At 62.7% G+C, this 15,609-nt stretch carries 14 protein-coding genes; 7 read left to right on the forward strand and 7 right to left on the reverse strand.

The window, feature by feature from the left end; translation table 11 throughout:
* Positions 1-3: 3 nt before the first annotated feature.
* From G503_RS0111950 to G503_RS0111960, 3 genes are all read right to left on the reverse strand, one after another.
* On the reverse strand, positions 4-1,038 hold the full coding sequence (locus G503_RS0111950; RefSeq protein ID WP_028027745.1) for a hypothetical protein: 1,035 nt from the start codon (positions 1,036-1,038) through the stop codon (positions 4-6).
* A gap of 125 nt (positions 1,039-1,163) precedes the next feature.
* Positions 1,164-2,453 (reverse strand): sensor histidine kinase, encoded by a 1,290-nt coding sequence (locus G503_RS0111955; RefSeq protein ID WP_235715577.1) that lies wholly within the window; start codon positions 2,451-2,453, stop codon positions 1,164-1,166.
* Entirely contained in the window at positions 2,450-3,124 is a 675-nt protein-coding gene (locus tag G503_RS0111960) for a response regulator transcription factor (RefSeq protein ID WP_028027747.1), read from the reverse strand. The genes G503_RS0111955 and G503_RS0111960 overlap by 4 nt, the downstream gene beginning before the upstream one ends.
* 395 nt (positions 3,125-3,519) lie before the next feature.
* On the opposite strand from G503_RS0111960, the gene G503_RS0111965 reads away from it, so the two are divergent.
* On the forward strand, positions 3,520-4,629 hold the full coding sequence (locus G503_RS0111965) for a hypothetical protein (protein ID WP_028027748.1): 1,110 nt from the start codon (positions 3,520-3,522) through the stop codon (positions 4,627-4,629).
* A 109-nt stretch (positions 4,630-4,738) separates the two neighbouring features.
* Here G503_RS0111965 and G503_RS16805 read toward each other — a convergent pair whose 3' ends face one another.
* A complete protein-coding gene (locus tag G503_RS16805; RefSeq protein ID WP_028027749.1) occupies positions 4,739-5,035 on the reverse strand; it encodes an FAD-binding protein in 297 nt (98 codons plus the stop codon).
* Positions 4,963-5,265, reverse strand: a complete 303-nt coding sequence (locus G503_RS16810; protein WP_235715578.1) for a hypothetical protein — start codon at positions 5,263-5,265, stop codon at positions 4,963-4,965. The genes G503_RS16805 and G503_RS16810 overlap by 73 nt, the downstream gene beginning before the upstream one ends.
* Positions 5,266-5,573: 308 nt before the next feature.
* Between G503_RS16810 and G503_RS0111975 the strand changes: the two genes are divergently transcribed.
* The 3 genes from G503_RS0111975 to G503_RS0111985 all read left to right on the forward strand — a co-directional run bounded on the left by G503_RS0111975 (position 5,574) and on the right by G503_RS0111985 (position 9,119).
* Positions 5,574-6,785 carry an aminotransferase-like domain-containing protein gene (locus G503_RS0111975; protein WP_051191231.1) on the forward strand — a complete coding sequence of 404 codons (1,212 nt, stop codon included), beginning with the start codon at positions 5,574-5,576 and terminating at the stop codon, positions 6,783-6,785.
* A 429-nt stretch (positions 6,786-7,214) separates the two neighbouring features.
* The gene (locus G503_RS15125; RefSeq protein ID WP_051191233.1) at positions 7,215-7,991 is read left to right on the forward strand and encodes a GH25 family lysozyme; all 777 of its coding nucleotides are present in this window, start codon (positions 7,215-7,217) and stop codon (positions 7,989-7,991) included.
* A gap of 66 nt (positions 7,992-8,057) precedes the next feature.
* Positions 8,058-9,119: a nucleoid-associated protein gene (locus tag G503_RS0111985; protein WP_028027751.1), complete on the forward strand. Its 1,062-nt coding sequence runs from the start codon at positions 8,058-8,060 to the stop codon at positions 9,117-9,119.
* 53 nt (positions 9,120-9,172) lie between these two features.
* On the opposite strand, the gene G503_RS15130 is transcribed toward G503_RS0111985, so the two are convergent.
* Positions 9,173-9,385: a type II toxin-antitoxin system RelB/DinJ family antitoxin gene (locus G503_RS15130; RefSeq protein ID WP_051191235.1), complete on the reverse strand. Its 213-nt coding sequence runs from the start codon at positions 9,383-9,385 to the stop codon at positions 9,173-9,175.
* A gap of 222 nt (positions 9,386-9,607) precedes the next feature.
* Here G503_RS15130 and G503_RS0111995 point away from each other — a divergent pair, with 222 nt between their 5' ends.
* The gene (locus G503_RS0111995; protein WP_028027752.1) at positions 9,608-10,483 is read left to right on the forward strand and encodes a pyridoxamine kinase; all 876 of its coding nucleotides are present in this window, start codon (positions 9,608-9,610) and stop codon (positions 10,481-10,483) included.
* A 315-nt stretch (positions 10,484-10,798) separates the two neighbouring features.
* Here the strand turns inward: G503_RS0111995 and G503_RS0112000 are convergent, their stop codons facing one another.
* Positions 10,799-12,661, reverse strand: a complete 1,863-nt coding sequence (locus tag G503_RS0112000; RefSeq protein ID WP_028027753.1) for an FAD-binding protein — start codon at positions 12,659-12,661, stop codon at positions 10,799-10,801.
* Positions 12,662-13,014: 353 nt separating this feature from the next.
* Between G503_RS0112000 and G503_RS16815 the strand changes: the two genes are divergently transcribed.
* Both G503_RS16815 and G503_RS15785 read left to right on the forward strand, forming a co-directional pair.
* Positions 13,015-14,667 (forward strand): helix-turn-helix domain-containing protein, encoded by a 1,653-nt coding sequence (locus G503_RS16815; protein WP_051191238.1) that lies wholly within the window; start codon positions 13,015-13,017, stop codon positions 14,665-14,667.
* A 240-nt stretch (positions 14,668-14,907) separates the two neighbouring features.
* Entirely contained in the window at positions 14,908-15,609 is a 702-nt protein-coding gene (locus G503_RS15785; protein ID WP_051191240.1) for a hypothetical protein, read from the forward strand.

A 15,609-nucleotide genomic window follows, 5' to 3' on the forward strand; every position in this document is an offset into this window, starting at 1 on the left:
GATCTAGGCCTCCTGGAAGAGCAGTATCGAGTTGGTTTTGAAGAAGGGCGCGCCCGCGTTGTCGGCAGGCACCGCCACGCAGTAGAACGTGCTGAGCTTCCCTAACAGGGACGGGTCGATGACGCCCTCCACCACGGCCACGCCCCCTTTGCTCAGCTCTACGGCGCTCGATGCCTCTTCGTTCATCGCCATCGGCTGGTGATCGAGGAAAAAGGAAATGTGGTAACGCGCGCCGGGAGTGCCGCACAGGGTGAAGCGCACTGCTACCGGCTCGGTAAGGGGAAGGTTGTCGAATACCGTGTCGCCATCGAGGGTGAGCGTGTAATAGATCCCGTCGTCCAGCGTGTCCATGGCTATATCCGGCCATCCCGCCTGGGCCAGGTCGTTCTCCAGGTACCGGGACGTGACCTTTTCCTCGTGCACGCTGCAGGAGGAAAGAGCCTCCACCGGGTTCGGCGCCGTGGCGGCAGACGAAGGGGGGTCGGCGTTGAAGCGCATCTCCACACTGGCGGAAAGTGCATTGTGATACCACCCGTAGCTGGACGTGCTTTCCATGTCCGGCTGGAAGTCGGGGTTCGTGATGCTGACGATAGTCAGGTTCAGCGTGTCGCCGCCGTGCCCGGCCACCGGCTCGAAGAGGAAGGCAATGTCTTGATCCTCCGCCGCATCGAATGTATGGCAAAAGGCATAATCGGACGATTGGCCATCGATACGGTAGGGCTGGGGTTTCCCGTCCAAGAACAGGAGAAACCCTACACTGTCCAGGTCTCCGCTGACAGAAAAGCGATAGTCCAGGCGAAACTCTCCGCCATCGTAGGGAAACGGCTCCCGCTCACCGCTGTCGGACAGGGGCGGATTGGCGGCCTCGTGGCTGAGCATGGCCATAAGGCTCGCGTCGTCCTGGGCTTCCTCGAAGGGGTTCGACGCATCGCCTTGCGCAGGTGCGGGAGCTTCTTCCGGAATGTCGTAACCGCTGCAGGCGGAGATAGGCAGAAGAGCCGCCCCCAGCAGCATGGCCAAAATAGGTTTCATTCGCATACAGGACCTCCTTTGCGTCTTCTGCTCCAGCCTAGGGCGCAAAAGTCAAAAACCGGTCAAGCGGCGAAAAAAATTTCGGAGATGCTGAAGGAGCGCCGGTGAAGATCGACGGCAGCGGTTTTGCGTTAGCTTTTCTCGACGCCTCCTTGGGGGCGATTGACGGCAATCAGCGCCTTTACGCAGGCGCCCGTATCGCCGTTCGACAACTCCAAGGATCCTCCCAGCTTCCTGCAGAATATCCGGCTCATGGCAAGCCCCAGCCCCAAATGGCCGCCGGAGGCATCTTCGGTGAAGAACAGGGCGTCCCTCTTTCGGAGCGCTGTCTCTGAGAAGCCGGGGCCGTCATCGGTTACCGTGGCCGCTAGCAGTTCTCCTTCCAGGTGGAACTCAAGGACGATCTCGCGGCGGGCGAAGCGCTGGGCGTTGCCCACGAGGTTTTCGAGAATACGGTACAGAAGCTCGCCGTCGAAGACAGCTGTGCGCTCCGGCACGGAGATGCGGCAGGTCAGCTGCGCGGAACTGCCGCGGCACAGCACGGCCAAAGAATCGCCCAGCCCCTCCAGAAAACCCGGAAGGCTTACCTCTTCGGGGCGAACCTCCACCTCCTCGATGGCTCCCACCTCGCGCATGGCTTCGGTGTAGCGCCCCATGCGGTCGGCGGCGGATTCCAGGTTGGCAAGTGCCCGGTCGAGTTCCTCGTCGGTCAGAAGGCCCGCCTTGCGGCTTTCTTGCAAGTGCTCCACATAGCCTCCCATGATGGCGATGGGGTTGCGCAGATCGTGGGCCACGGATGCCTGGAGGGCTCGGCGCTCTTCCAGCATGTCCCACAGAAGGCGGTTGTTGTCGACGAGGGCCTGACGCATGCTCTCGAAGGCAACGCAGAGCTGGCCCAACTCATCGGCGGAAGCGCAGCGCACCCGGAAGTCGAGGTCTTGGCGGCGGACGTGGGCGGTCGCGTCGGCGAGCGCGCGGATGGGAGGCTCCAGCTTCTTCCGGTAGAACCATTGCCCCGCCAGGGCGATGCCGAGGATGGCGAAGAGAAGCGGCAGCCCGACCATGGCCACCTGCGAGGCGCGGTAGGCGGCTTTCGCCTTATCCGTGAGCATCGAGAAGCTCGAGTCTATGCGGTCGATGGTGTAACTCGCCGTTTGGTCGGGATCGCCTTCCGCGCCGTCCTGGACAAGACGGCCGAGCGACTGCGCCTGTCCGCCGATCTCAACTCGGGTGGTCGCTTCCGAGACCGTGCCGTCGGCCGCGGTGATCCTTTGGGTGAGCCACGCCTCGTTGGAATCTGGCAGGATGGATTTCTGCAGCTGGCTGCAGCCGAAGATCGCGAGGCCGCTGGCCAGAGCAACGGCGAGCATGGTCACCGCCACGGTTCGGGCGAACTCGCCTTTGAGGGACTTCTTCTTCATGCCTTCCACCGGTACCCCATTCCCCAAACCGTCTCAAGGGGCTCGCTGCCGCAGGCCTCCGAGAGCTTCTGGCGTATTTTGCGCACGTGCTCTTTGACGACGCTGGCATCCCCTTGGCCGTCGATACCCCATACCGCCGCGTAAATGCGCTCGCGGTCGAAAACCTGGTTGGGATGGGATGCCAGGAAATCCAAGATGTCGAACTCGCGCTTCGAGAAGGCTATTTCCCGATCCCCGGCGAACACCTTCCGCTGGGACCGATTGATGAGAAGGCCCTGCCCGGCCACCACTTCCGATGTCTGGCGTCCCCGGGCCTCCCGGCGCAGGTGCGCCTCGATGCGCGCCGTCAGCTCTCGCAGGCTGAAGGGCTTCGTGATGTAGTCGTCCCCGCCGACTGCAAGGCCGTCAATCTTGTCCTGCTCGGCGATACGCGCTGTAAGAAACAAAATAGGGCAGCCTATGTGGTTCCTGATGGTCTGGCACAGTTGCAGCCCGTCTGTCCCCGGCATGCCGATGTCCAGCAAGATAAGGTCGGGCTTCAAGCCCAGCTTCGCCAGGGCCTCTTCGGCGTTGTTGGCCTTGCAAACCAAATATCCGCGCTGGGTCAGGTGCGCGTCCAGCAGGTCGGTGAGCATGGGTTCGTCATCAACCACGAGAATCTTTTGGGTCATGCTGTCGCCTCCAATCTTACGAATCATAAGACGGTAAAGTCAAAAAACTGTCAAGCCCGAGTAGTTCTCCGTGGCAGTAGCATAGGGCGGCAGCACGGGGGACAAGCAGCTCGGGGGCAGCAGCACGTCGGGACCGCGCCTGTCGTAGACGCGCCCGGCAACTGGTGGGACGATGCGCGAGCAGAGGATCGCCGGGAACAGTGCGCGCGATGCGACGGGTGGCGGCGTCCCCAGGATAGACTGCATGAAGGCGGGCACGAAACAGAAGGCGCGCCGCGCATCTACTAACCATGGTTGAAGACTGTCAACCAAAGCTGCCGTATGCGTAAAGGGTCGGTACCCTATCTGCTATGCTGGGCTCATGTGTGCGAATGCGGTAGGATGGAGCCTGAGCTATGACCGTCGAGCCTTTCCGGTATCTCAAGTGGAACGACGATATTGTTGGCCTTGTTGCGCCCGATCTGTCGGTGCGATTCGTCGAACCGCGCTACAACACGACAGTGGCCTTGTATACCCATGGCCGCTCAGCATGGTCACCCGATGAATTTTTGCAGTTCCTCTCCGAGCGTATCATGAGCCCGAGCCGCCGCGACGTCGAGCGCCTCCTGTTCCGCTGCGGTCTTTCAGAGTACGATGTGTTCAAGATTGCCGACGCGACGCATGCCATTAACCCGCGCGATGAGCTGTGGATGGCTCGGGAAGTCGACGAGACTATGGCCAGTGCGGTCACTGCGGTGTTCGACGATGTCTTCCTGCAACGCATCGACGCGGTGGGCGACAGCGTGGACACACCTGAGGGGGCCAACGTGAAGCGCTATGGGGCCAGCGAGGGATGCTACGGCATTGTAAAGCAGCGCATCAGCCCTCTTTCCACTGACGTTGAATCCGAAGTGGCCGCGGCGCTGCTTGCCCGAGAGCTAGGCGTGCCATGTTGCCGCGCTTGGCGCTTCGACAAAGATGCGGTATTCAGCGTCTTCGAGTACGATTTCACCCGCGAGTACTTGGTGCATATGCGCCGTCTTTTCGACGGCCCGCGTGGCGAAAACGAGTTGGAAAACCTGCTGGCGGTACGCCCTCAGTATGCTGAGAATTTCTGCCGCATGATCGCCTTCGATTTCATCACGCGTCAGGACGATCGGCATTTGTCGAACATTGCGGTGCTAGTGACGGGCGAGGGGGAGCGCTTCTACCCGCTTTACGACAACGGGCGCAGCCTCTTTTACGAGGATACCGAGGAGTTCGCACGTAAGGCCGCAGCCGACCCCCGCGCTTTCGCCACCACCTTCGGCTACACCGGCACCTATTGGGATCACGTCTGTGATATAGCGGCGCAGGGCGTGCGCTTCGGTGATCTTATGAGCCTGGATATGGATGAGGGTCGTATCGGGGAAATCCTCAGTGAGGCAGGTTTCGCAGGTTATCGTCTGGAGGCCGGCACCCAGTGGATTGCGAATGCCCTTTCGCTCCTTCGTGCGTTGGATGCGGGAGCAATACGGATGGACTGAGGTGCGGCCAGAGGTCTGGGTTTGAAACGCCTTCTTGCTTTAAGCAAGTGGAGCGGACTCCTAGTCATTGTAGGAGCCCGCTCTGGGGAGGGAACTACGGCCAAGCCACCTAAGCTATGAGCGCGGTAAGCACCGTATCTTTCGCAAGAGCCTCGCCTACAAGCTGCCCGAACACGAGGCATCGGCTGTGGCTGATGCCGGGGCAGTGCACGGGGTAGTCTTTTCCAAAGAAGTCACCTTGTACGTTGCCGATGACAAACAGGCCGTCGATAGGCTCGTCTTCTTCGGTGCAGACCTGGGAATTGTTGTCCACGTGCAATCCGAAGGGGATGGTTAGCGTGGAACAAACGAGCGGGGTCGCGTAGAATGGCGCTGTCTTAACTTCTGAAAGGAATTGGGCCGGCACGTCGAACTTCGTATCAACTCCTGCCTGGTAGGCTGCGTTGTATTCATCGACAGACTTTTCAGCTGATCTGCCGGCACGCCGATCTTTTCCGCTAATTCATCAAGGGATTCTGCCTTCACCAAGCTGCCGCTTTCGATGCGCTTCCCCATCTCTTTCTCGATGCCGTTCAGCCACTCTTCGAACGCAGTGATGAACTTGGTGTTCGGAGCGGCCCAGCCTGCATTCGACATGGGGGGCGGCCTGGTGCTTGAATTGCTTTATGCTGCTGGCCATCAGCCTGCTGGACATGGGGTGATTCATTCGGTCTGGGCGCTCTTGCTGTCGCTGGGTCTTCTGTTTATCGCCTTTGCGGCGATCCTCCCCACGCCTGCAGGTGATTGCCCTCGTGAATACCCGTTTCCTCGATCAATTCGTCCCCGATGACCGCCCGCGAGGCCGCACCGCCCTCCTCTTCGGCGCGTTGGCAAAAAAATGGGCGCGGAGGGCGCACGTTAGTGGAACAATGGTTTTTGAGAGTTCCCAGTGAGCGGAGGCAACCATGACCACGACCGAAACCACCACCGAGTTCGCCATCGACGAACTGCTTTCCGACGGCATCAAATCCACCCCGCCGTCGTTTGTGCGCGCCATTCTGAAGGCGGCCTCCGATCCCGATGTCACTTCCTTTGCCGGCGGCCTGCCCAACCCCATTTCTTTCCCGCAGGAAAAGCTGATGGAATCGATGCAGCGCGTGGTGGCCGAGCGCGGCGCCGAGGCCTTCCAGTACTCTGCGACGGCGGGCATTCCCGAGCTGCGCGCCTGGATCGCCGAGCGCTACAACCACCGCTTCGGCACCGACTACACTGAAGAAGACGTGCTGGTCACCACTGGCTCGCAGCAGGTGCTCGACCTGCTGGGAAAGGTGCTGCTCGATAAGGGCGACGGCGTGATCGTGGAGAAGCCCACCTACCTGGCCGCCATCCAGGCCTTTGCGCTGCAGCAGCCGGTGTTTCGCGAGGTGGAGCTGACCGACGAGGGCCTGAACATCGACGAGCTGAACACCGCCTTGGATGCCGGCGCGAAGATGATCTATCTCATTCCCAACTTCCAGAACCCCACGGGCCTGACCTACACGGCCGAGAACCGCGCGAAGGTGCGCGAGGCGCTGGCCGGCCGCAACATTGTGGTCGTGGAAGACGACCCCTACGGTGAGCTGCGTTTTGAAGGCGAGTCGCTGCCCTACATCGGCGGTACGGCGCTGCCCCACGGCGTGGTTATGGGTTCGTTCTCGAAGACGGTCACGCCGGGCTTCCGCATGGGGTATCTGCTGACGAAGGACCACGAGCTGCTGGCGAAGCTGAACACCGCCAAGGAGGCCGCCGATTTGCACACGAACGTGTTCGCCCAGTTCGTGGTGCTGGATTACCTGCGCCACAACGACCTGGACGAGCACCTCGTGAAGATCCGCGACCTGTACCGCGATCAGGCCCAGGCCATGACCGACGCCATGGCCGAGTTCTTCCCGGCTGAGGTGTCGTTCACCAAGCCCCAGGGTGGCATGTTTTTGTGGGCCACGCTGCCCGAGGGCATCAGCACTATGGACCTGTTCCCGAAGGCACTCGAGCGCGGCGTGGCGTTCGTGCCCGGCGACCCGTTCTATGCCGAGCCCGGCGCACGCTCCACGATGCGCCTGAACTTCACCAACGCCGATGCCGACACCATCCGCGACGGCATCCGCCGCCTGTCCGAGGTGATCGCTGCGGCACTGTAACCGCGGAAGGCCGAAAGGATATCTATGTTGGGGGTCGCTCCGTGCGGCCCCTTTTTACGTTGCACAAAGCGAGAGGTCCTCGGCCACAGCTGGCGTCGTTGCTTCGGCTGGTAAGCCCCGTGAACATTTCTGCGCGAGATCGGATGCGCCCCGTCGGCACTTCTTTTCCCGCGGAATAGGGGATGCGCACCCGGGTCCTCCCCTCTTTTCCACGATGTCGCGAGCGAATAAGGGCAAAAAAGCCGATTGACGAGGGACGCAAGGGCAAGACGGTGTAAAATATGCCCATTGTGCAAGAGGAAAGTAGGACCTATGAGAACTTCCAGAGAAACCGTGTCTCGTGTTTCTCGTGAAACAAGCCACGGCGAAGGGCGGACGCCACAGCCCCTGGCGACCGGCGAAGTTCCCCTTCTTTCCCGACGGGCCTTCGTGGTCGCGGCCGCCTGCGTTGCTGCCGGCGCGTTGGTCGGCTGCGGGTCCGATGCCTCCACCGACGCGTCTTCCGTTCAGGACGACCCCTGCCCCTACAACTGGAACGACCTCATCTGGGACGGCGGTCGCCCTGTGTACCGCGTGAATGACCAGGTGCTGTCCCGCTGGGGCGTGGACGTGTCCGAGCATCAGCTGGAAGTGGACTGGAGTGCTGTGGCCGAGGCGGGTGCCACCTTCGCTTTCGTGCGCATCGGCAATCGTGGCGCCACCAAGGGGTCGCTCGGTGTGGACGAGTATTTCTTCCAGAATGCGAAGGGCGCCCACGAGGCGGGCATTCCCGTGCACACTTATTTCTTCTCGCAGTCGGTGAACGAGGAGGAGGCCCGCGAAGAAGCGGCTTATGCGTTGGCGCAGGTGCACAAGGTCGAAGCCGAGGGTGTGTCGGTGGGCATTGTGGCCTACGATCACGAGTCGGTGGAAATCGACGGCGCCCGGGCCAATAATATCTCAGCCGAGCAATTTGCCGCCAACGCGCGGGCGTTCTGCGAGGTTATCGAGCAGAACGGCTATGCGCCCATGATCTATGGCAACCAGCAGGACTTGCTGCGCCTTACTCCCGCCGAGCGCAAGGAATACCCGCTGTGGCTTGCCGAGTACGGCATCGACGAGCCCACCGTTTCCTTCAACTTCGCCATTTGGCAGTACACCAACCAGGGTGAAGTTCCCGGCATTCCCACCAACGCCGACCTCAACGTCTGGTTCGAAATCGCCTAAGGGAGACGTGCGCAGCTCGGCTATAATGGCAGGCTGCGATTAGTTGATTCTTTGGGAAGGCTCCTCATGAACATTAACAAGGCGATTCTGCATGTGTTCGATTTCGTGTCCTGTGTGAATGTGTTTGCCCAGGCCGAGATGGATTTGGGGAACAAGACGGCGAAGCGCTACGTGACGAGCCAGGCGAAGCGGGCCGTGGGGAACCTGGACAGCAAGCGCGGTACCTTCGCGGAGAACAGCCTGTTTGCCGAGGAGCTGCGCGCCTATTTCCGCGGCGAGCGCGATTTCGTGGGGCTGTCGCAGCAGATCGGCGAGTTTTTGGTGAACGAGTTGTCGCGCATGGAGAAGACCCCCTCCACCGACCTGCTCGTCATCGACTTCGAGGGAGACCTGGACCAAACGGTGCGCGAGATGACCGACGAGGAGGCCGAGACCGCCTTCAAGGGGCGCGGCACGCGGTACTTCGCCATCATTTTGCTGGAGAGTCGGCAGGCCTACATGCACGAGGTGGGCAGCAACGACTTCGGCGACGCCGCCACCACCATCGCGCGGCACCATGCCATTCTGCCGAATCCGTCCCAGAAAGTGGCGTCGTTCGCGCTCATCGACGGCGATGCCATGACCGTGTGGTTCGTGGACAAAGAGCGCGAGATCGCCGGCGATACACGCTGGATCATCCCCGACGGTCTGCTGCAGTGCTCCATGGAGGCGTCCAGCAAGGAAGTGCTGCAGGCGGTGACCACGGTGGTGGAGGAGGTGGCCGAGGAATACGGCGCCAACACGGCCGTGGCGCTGTCGAAGGCCAAAGCCTACGTGGCCGAGAACGCCGAGGAGTCCGACGAAGTGGACGCCCACGAGCTGGGCCGCGAGGTGTTCGCCGACGAGCCAGTGCTGCAGGAGCGCTTCGACCGCGCGGTGAGCGAGGGGGCCATCCCCGAGCGCGTGGTGGTGGAGGCGGCCGTGGCCAAGCGGGTTACGCGCAACCACAAGATTCGCACCGACACGGGCATTGAACTGACCTTCCCCGCGGAATACGGCGAGAACCCCGATTTCATCGAGTTCTCGAGCGCCGCAGATGGCCGCATCCAAATCGCCCTGAAGAATATCGGGCACATCGAGAATCGCTAGGAGCGCCTCCGCGAGGTGGTGTCGCTACCGCTGATGTCATCGGCGCTGCCGGGCTACTTGGCGGGCAGGTCCTCGGTGGCGTAGTCATAGGCGGTGCGGCCGCGGGGGTGCAGGGTCACTTCGAAGGGGAGGGCCCCTTCGCGCAGGGCCTGCTTCACGAACACATTGACGGCGGTGGTGAAGCTCATGCCCAGTTCGTCGAACATTTCGTCAGCTTGCTTTTTCAGCTCGTCGTCGATGCGGATGGTGACATTGGAGTTTGCCATAGGACTACCTTTCTGTAAGAATCGCTGAAATGCAGTGTACACCTTTAGGCACCTTTCCGTGCAAATTGCGCGATGACGGCGGTGCGGCTTTTTGCTATGTGTTCTGGCGCTCTTTCAAGTGGCGTCTGCAAACAACTCGCTGGCATTCGGAAAAACCTAAGGAGCTGGGGCCGTGCCAAAGGGTAGAATCGGCGGCGACCATTCAACGGAAGGAGCGTTTCCATGACCAACGAGCCGCAGTCAACGAATTTGTACGAGCGCCGCGAGGCGTATATTCCCCGGGTGGCGGCTATCCACGACCTGTGCGGCTACGGAAAGTGCTCGCTTGGCGTGGCTATTCCCGTGCTGTCGGCCGCGGGCTGCGATGTGTGCCCGGTGCCCACGGGCCTGTTCTCCAGCCACACGGCATTTCCCGGGTGGTACATGCACGACACCACCGATATTTTGAGCGACTATCTGGCTGCCTGGGCCGGCATCGGTGTGGATCTGGACGCGGTGTACTCGGGCTTTCTCGGCGCGCCCGAGCAGGTGGACATCATCCACCAGGTGTGGGAGACCTACCCGAACGCCCTGCGCGTGGTGGATCCGGTCATGGCCGATCACGGCAAGGTGTACCCCACCTACACGCCCGAACTGGTGGCCGCCATGTGCGAGCTGGCCAATGGCGCCGACGTGCTCACGCCGAACCTGACCGAGGCGGCGCTCATCCTGGGTCGCGAATGGGAAGGGGCCGATGTGGACGAGGAGACCGTGCGCGCCATGATGTTGGAGCTGCGCGAGCGCGGCGCAAAGAACGTGGTGCTGAAGGGCATCGAGCATGGCGATGGCCTTATCCACAACTACGCGTGGGGCGACTCGGTGGATTTCACCGAGACCACCAACGCGAAACTGCCCTACATGCTGCACGGCACCGGCGACGTGTTCGCCAGCACGCTTTTGGCCGCCGTCATGGCCGGCCGCAACCTGGCCGAGGCCACGGCCTTCGCCGCCGACTTCACGGCTGATGCCATGGTGGTATCGGCCAAGCAGCCCGACTTCGAGGCCCGCGGCGTCAGCTTCGAGCCCCTGCTGGGAAAGGTAACGGCGCTGTTGGGGTAGAAGGCCGTCCTAGAAGGCCATCCGCAAAGATCGGGCTTCGCGCGTTTTCGAGCGCCGCGGCAGCTCCTCTACGACAAGGCGCTCTTCCCACCGGTTGAATAGGGCCAAGCCCTCTGGAGCCGATGCGCCAAGAAAATCAATTCAATTTCGGAAGTTTTCCGATCAGCAATCGGAAAACTTCCGAAACCTGGGCTCTCTTGCAGCGGTGCGGCACAGGAAAAAGGACGCGCCCCGCGGGAGGGATGCGGGGCGCGCAAGGGGAGGGTGAGGTTCAGGGGCGATACTGGCCTCGAGCCGAGGAGGGCGGTCTGGATCCTAGTTCCCGGCGGCGTGCTTGCCGGCGACGCGGCCGCTGGTCATGGCGTTGCCCATGTTATTGCCGGCCGAGGGGCAGTTGTAGGCGTTGCCGTAGCGTTCCCCCATGGTGTTGCCCACGGCGTACAGGCCGGGGATCACGTCGTTCTTGGAAGCGGTCAGCACCTGGTAGTTGCCATTTACGCACAGGCCCGCCAAGGTGTTCAGACCCGGGCCGTACAGACGAGGCGTGCCCTGGGCGGCAATGTAGAACGGCGCCTCGTCGATGGGGATGAGGTTGTTGGCCGGCTTGCCGAAGTCGGTGTCCTTTCCGGTGGCGCACAGCTCGTTGTAACGCTCCACGGCAGCCTTGGCGTTCTCCAGCGCCTCGCCTTCCAGGCCCGCGTTCTTCAGCGCTTCCTCCACGGTGGCGCCCACGAACACGTCGTTGGTCATGGCCATGCCTCGGTTGGCGATTTCCAAGCCGCGCACCGTCACGGTGCCGGCCGCGGGGTCGGCGGCGTCCATCTGAGCCTGGTACTCCTCGATGCCCTCGGGGAATCCCCAGTTGGGGGCGCCGTGATCCAGGCCGCCCGCCTTGATGTAGTCCATGTGCTTCTTGTCCATGATGGCGAAGTTGCCCTGCATAGCGCCTTCCAGATTGATAGGCTGGCGCACGGACTGGGCCAGCACCAGGCCGGCGAAGGACTCGTTCATGAAGCGCTCGCCCTTGCAGTTCAACCACAGGCAGGGCGTGGAGCCCCAGGGGCCAAACGAGATGGAGGGCGCGTCGCCGGCCACGGGGCGCGGATGGCTCTCGATGGCGCCGCCGGCCCAGCAGCCCATCTTGTGGCCGCTGCCGTCGCAATCGGTCATGCCCGTCAGCGTCTCGCGGTCCACTCCGTGGCGCATGGCGTTCTCGGCACATTCCGTGCACAGCTCCCAGACCATGTTGCTGTTGGCACCGAAGTCGCCCGTGGCCAGAATGACGCCCTTGGCGGCGTCGAACTGCACGTAGTTGCCCTCGGCGTCCTCGGCGATAACCCCGGTCACGACGCCGGCGTCATCGGACAGGCAGCGCACAGCAGCGTGGCCGCAGAACCACACGGCGCCGAGCTCTTCAGCAGCATCGCGGCAGTAGGTCTCGATCTCCGACAGACGCGAGATGCCGGTCAGCCCCGCCTTGCCCACGGGGTTCGCGTTCTGGGTGCCTACGGTCTGCACGGTGGAGGCCCACATCTTGTAGCCGGAAATTTCCACGGGGTAGTCGGTGCCGCTGGGCTTGTCGTAGGCGATCTGCACGATGCACTCGCCGCCCGCGTAGTCGAACACGTTGGAGGTGTCGGGGATGAGCGAGGCCAGGTTGTCCATCATCTCGCCGGAGTTGTACACGAACGAACGGATGACCTCGGTGTTGCAGCGGCCGTTGGCGCGGCGCACGTACTCGTTTACGATCTCGTCCAGATTATAGGGTCCGAAGCCCCAGCTCTCCAGCAGCTGGGAGTTGTAGGAGCAGATGTCATCGCCGCGGTAGACGATCTCGCCGTCGTTGTGCTTCTCGATGACGGCCACCTTCGCGCCGGCCTGGGCCGCGGCCAGGGCCGCCTGGGTGCCCGCGTGCCCGCCGCCGACCACCACGACGTCGAAGCTCTCCGTGGCGGTGATGGCATCGGCTGCGATCTCGGGAGCGGCGCCCAGCCAGTCCTCGTCGCACATATAGAAGTCGGGACGCGCGGCTCCGGCACCCGTGCTGCTCAGCTCGCCGTTGCCTGTGGCCTCTGCGGGCTCGGACTTCGCCTGCGGCGCGCAACCGGCCAGGCCCATTACACCCATCACGCCAGCGGCGCTGGCACCTACGAGAAAGTTCCTACGAGACAGTTCCATGATTCCCTCTCCTTATCACTTTGACTATCGGAATCGGCGACCCCGCGGCTCTCGCCCGAGGCGCTGTATCCAGCATGGCAGGCCGCATCGGCCGTCGCCATCCGACGAAGCGTCGATTTTCGAGTGGTGAGCGGCGCGATTTGTCTCAACGCTTTTACGTATTTTCCCGATGAGCGAAAGCGTTTTCCCAGGTGGGGAATGGTGCGGAGGCTACGCGATCAGAAAGGGCTGCTATAATGGCCCCTGCCTGGTCTGGACGTCAATTCTCTTTGGAGACTGCCGTCGAGTCAGGGAGAGGAGGTCCGCGGGCGGCGTGAGAAGCGCACCGCGGCTGAGGGAAAGAGGGGCGCGCGATGGCAACGCCGCTGGCTGCGGACAACCATAGGCAATCGACCGCTGGAGCCATGGGGCTTCTGGTGGTGGGCCTCGCGGGGCTGTTCTCGTCGCTGCTCATTTATTCGGGTACCGTGATCAGCTTTCTGCGATTTCCCTTGTTCGATCTGGCGTTCGGCCCGGCCGGCTACATGGCGCTGTTCGCCGAGACAACGCTGCTGGCATCTACGGTGCTGGGGGCCGCCATCGCGATGGCCAGCTTGCGGAAGCGCCGCCCGCTGCCCTTCATGGTGCTGGGCGCGCTGGCGGCGGTCGCCTACCTGTGCTGTTCGCTGGGATTCGGCTTCGCCTGCTACTTTCAGGTGACCACACCTGAGGTGTACCCCCTGCTGGGCACGGCTGCTGCGGTGGCCGACTGCGGCATGGTGCTGGTATGGGGGCGCGTTTGCGCGCGTCGTTTGACCATGCGCCCGGCTTTGGTGGTTGTCGGTCTGGCCTCGGTGCTGTCGGCGGCTTTCTGTTTCCTCTACAGCTGGCTGCCTCTGGAGGGCATGCTCGCCCTGTTCTTTGTGGGCTCCACTCTAGCCGCCGTGATTCCCCTGGCTGTGCACGATTCGCGTGGAGGCGTGGAGGGGGATGAGGGCAGCGCGGCTTCGGCGTCGGTGGCCGGACGAGTCGCGGCTGTGCCTGCCGATGCGGCTGACGAGGCTGGCGAGGCCGATGCTCCCGACGCGCGCTCGCGCATTGCGTCGCTGTTCGAGGTGGTGGGAACGCCCAGCCTGGGGCTTGTCTCCTTCGCCTTCGTGATGGCGGTGATGCGCACGGCCTTCAACGAGAGTCAGAGCCTCTACTTGGCAGCGCTGGCCCTATCGGGCACGGGCATCGTTGCCTACGCGCTGCTGAAACGCGGCCGGTTTCTGCTGCCGGGTGGCTTGCAGCAGACGTTCCTGCCCGTGGTGGCCCTAGTGGTGCTGGCGGCGGCGAATATCACTGCCACGGTCGGTCAGGGCGTCGCGGTGTCCGACTGGCTTACCTATGGGTTGTATTCTCTGGCGGCCGTGCTCACCCTGGCAACGCTGTGCGCAGTGGCCCATGCGGGAGAGTTCTCGCCCGATCTGGTGTTTGCCGTTGCCATCTGCGCTTTCTGCGGGGCCTCGTTCATCGGCCAGCAGGTCGGCGGCGCGCTGCCCAATGATATGGTTTCGGTCGTGGTCACTATCACTACGACGCTCTATGCCTTCGCACTGGTGCTGGTATCGCACTTTTGGAGAAAGTCCGCGGCGCCTTTGGCTGCGGAAGGAGGGGAGAGTGACGGCGGCGGGCGTTCGGTTGCGGTTGCCTCTGCGGGGGAGGCGCCCGGGGCTGTGGAGGTTGGGTCTCCGGTGGTTGCGGTCGACGCGGAGGGTGCATCGGGGGTTGGTGCCGCGGGTGCCGCGGGAGATACCTCCTCTTCCGATACCCTGGCCGCTCGCTGCGCTCGTCTTGCCGAGGCCCACAGCCTCACGGCTCGCGAGCGGGAGATTCTCGAGTACCTCGCCGAGGGGCATAACGGCTCCTATATCGCCAGCGTTCTCTTCATCTCTCCCAACACGGCTCGTACTCACATTCACAACATCTACCGCAAGTTGGACGTGTCGTCCCGAGAAGAGATCCTGCGCCTTACCCGCCGCTAAGAGTCCAAGAGGCCTCGCAGGTTGCGGACGGGCTTCAGGCTGCCCGCAACCTGCCCGGATCCTGGGAGACTCTTCCTTCTCATCCGCGTACCCGCTGCCACCGCAACGCTTATCCCCTGCGAAGGCCCGCTTTTGGCGGGCCTTCGCTTTCTTACGACAATGAAAGGCGTTGCGTAAGGTTATCGGCTGAGGAAGGGGCTATACTGGTCGCAGACCATTTTGATACAGGAGGTATCTGTTATGACCGAACCGCAACTCAATCCCAACCAGCAGGCCGCTTCGGCGAAGCCCTATCAGGCGGATGGTGCCGCGGTTGCCGGCGCGACGGGCGCCGCGGCCTCGAGCGCCAGCGCGACGGCCGCTTCCATTGCTGACGAGTTTACCGCCACGGCCGCCGGCGCCCCCACGGCCCCGATGGCCGATCCCAACCTGAGCGCCGCCGAGCAGGTGGCCGCAGCTCAGGCCGCCGCGGGAAGCGCCGACCAGCAGCCCTATGGAGCCTATCAGCCCCAGCAGGATTATTCCCAGCAGGCCTATGCCCAGCAGTCGTACCAAGGATACCAGGGATACCAGGGATACCAAGGGTGCCAGGGGTATCAGGCCCCGCCGCAGCAGCCCTATCAGGCCAGCTACGAGCAGCCGCAGGTATCCTATCAGCAGGTATACGCGCAACCGGTAGCCCCGGCTCAGCCGGTGGCGCTGTACCCGATGACCGACACCGATCGTACCCTGCGCCTGGTGGCGTTCATTTTCTGCATCCTGTCGCTTCTGGGTTCCTGCTGGCTCATCATTCCGCTCGCGTGGATGATCCCCATGTCCGTCATCTCGTGGGGCATCTACAAGGGCACCAAGGCCAATACCGTCGCCTTCGGCGTGTGCACGCTGATCTTCTGCTCGCTGGTGGCTGGCATCCTGTTGCTTTGCTCCCACAAGGATCGCTAA

It is taken from the genome of Adlercreutzia mucosicola DSM 19490 (genome assembly GCF_000422625.1).
Lineage (GTDB): Bacteria > Actinomycetota > Coriobacteriia > Coriobacteriales > Eggerthellaceae > Adlercreutzia > Adlercreutzia mucosicola.

Bases quoted from the DNA above. Each gene is read 5' to 3' on its own strand.
- G503_RS16815 (WP_051191238.1), top strand. From the start codon at position 13,015: ATGGCAACGCCGCTGGCTGCGGACAACCATAGGCAATCGACCGCTGGA.
- G503_RS0111965 (WP_028027748.1), top strand. From the start codon at position 3,520: ATGACCGTCGAGCCTTTCCGGTATCTCAAGTGGAACGACGATATTGTT.
- G503_RS15130 (WP_051191235.1), bottom strand. From the start codon at position 9,385: ATGGCAAACTCCAATGTCACCATCCGCATCGACGACGAGCTGAAAAAG.
- G503_RS0111950 (WP_028027745.1), bottom strand. From the start codon at position 1,038: ATGCGAATGAAACCTATTTTGGCCATGCTGCTGGGGGCGGCTCTTCTG.
- G503_RS15785 (WP_051191240.1), top strand. From the start codon at position 14,908: ATGACCGAACCGCAACTCAATCCCAACCAGCAGGCCGCTTCGGCGAAG.
- G503_RS0112000 (WP_028027753.1), bottom strand. From the start codon at position 12,661: ATGGAACTGTCTCGTAGGAACTTTCTCGTAGGTGCCAGCGCCGCTGGC.
- G503_RS0111985 (WP_028027751.1), top strand. From the start codon at position 8,058: ATGAACATTAACAAGGCGATTCTGCATGTGTTCGATTTCGTGTCCTGT.
- G503_RS0111995 (WP_028027752.1), top strand. From the start codon at position 9,608: ATGACCAACGAGCCGCAGTCAACGAATTTGTACGAGCGCCGCGAGGCG.
- G503_RS0111955 (WP_235715577.1), bottom strand. From the start codon at position 2,453: ATGAAGAAGAAGTCCCTCAAAGGCGAGTTCGCCCGAACCGTGGCGGTG.
- G503_RS0111975 (WP_051191231.1), top strand. From the start codon at position 5,574: ATGACCACGACCGAAACCACCACCGAGTTCGCCATCGACGAACTGCTT.
- G503_RS0111960 (WP_028027747.1), bottom strand. From the start codon at position 3,124: ATGACCCAAAAGATTCTCGTGGTTGATGACGAACCCATGCTCACCGAC.
- G503_RS16810 (WP_235715578.1), bottom strand. From the start codon at position 5,265: ATGTCGAATGCAGGCTGGGCCGCTCCGAACACCAAGTTCATCACTGCG.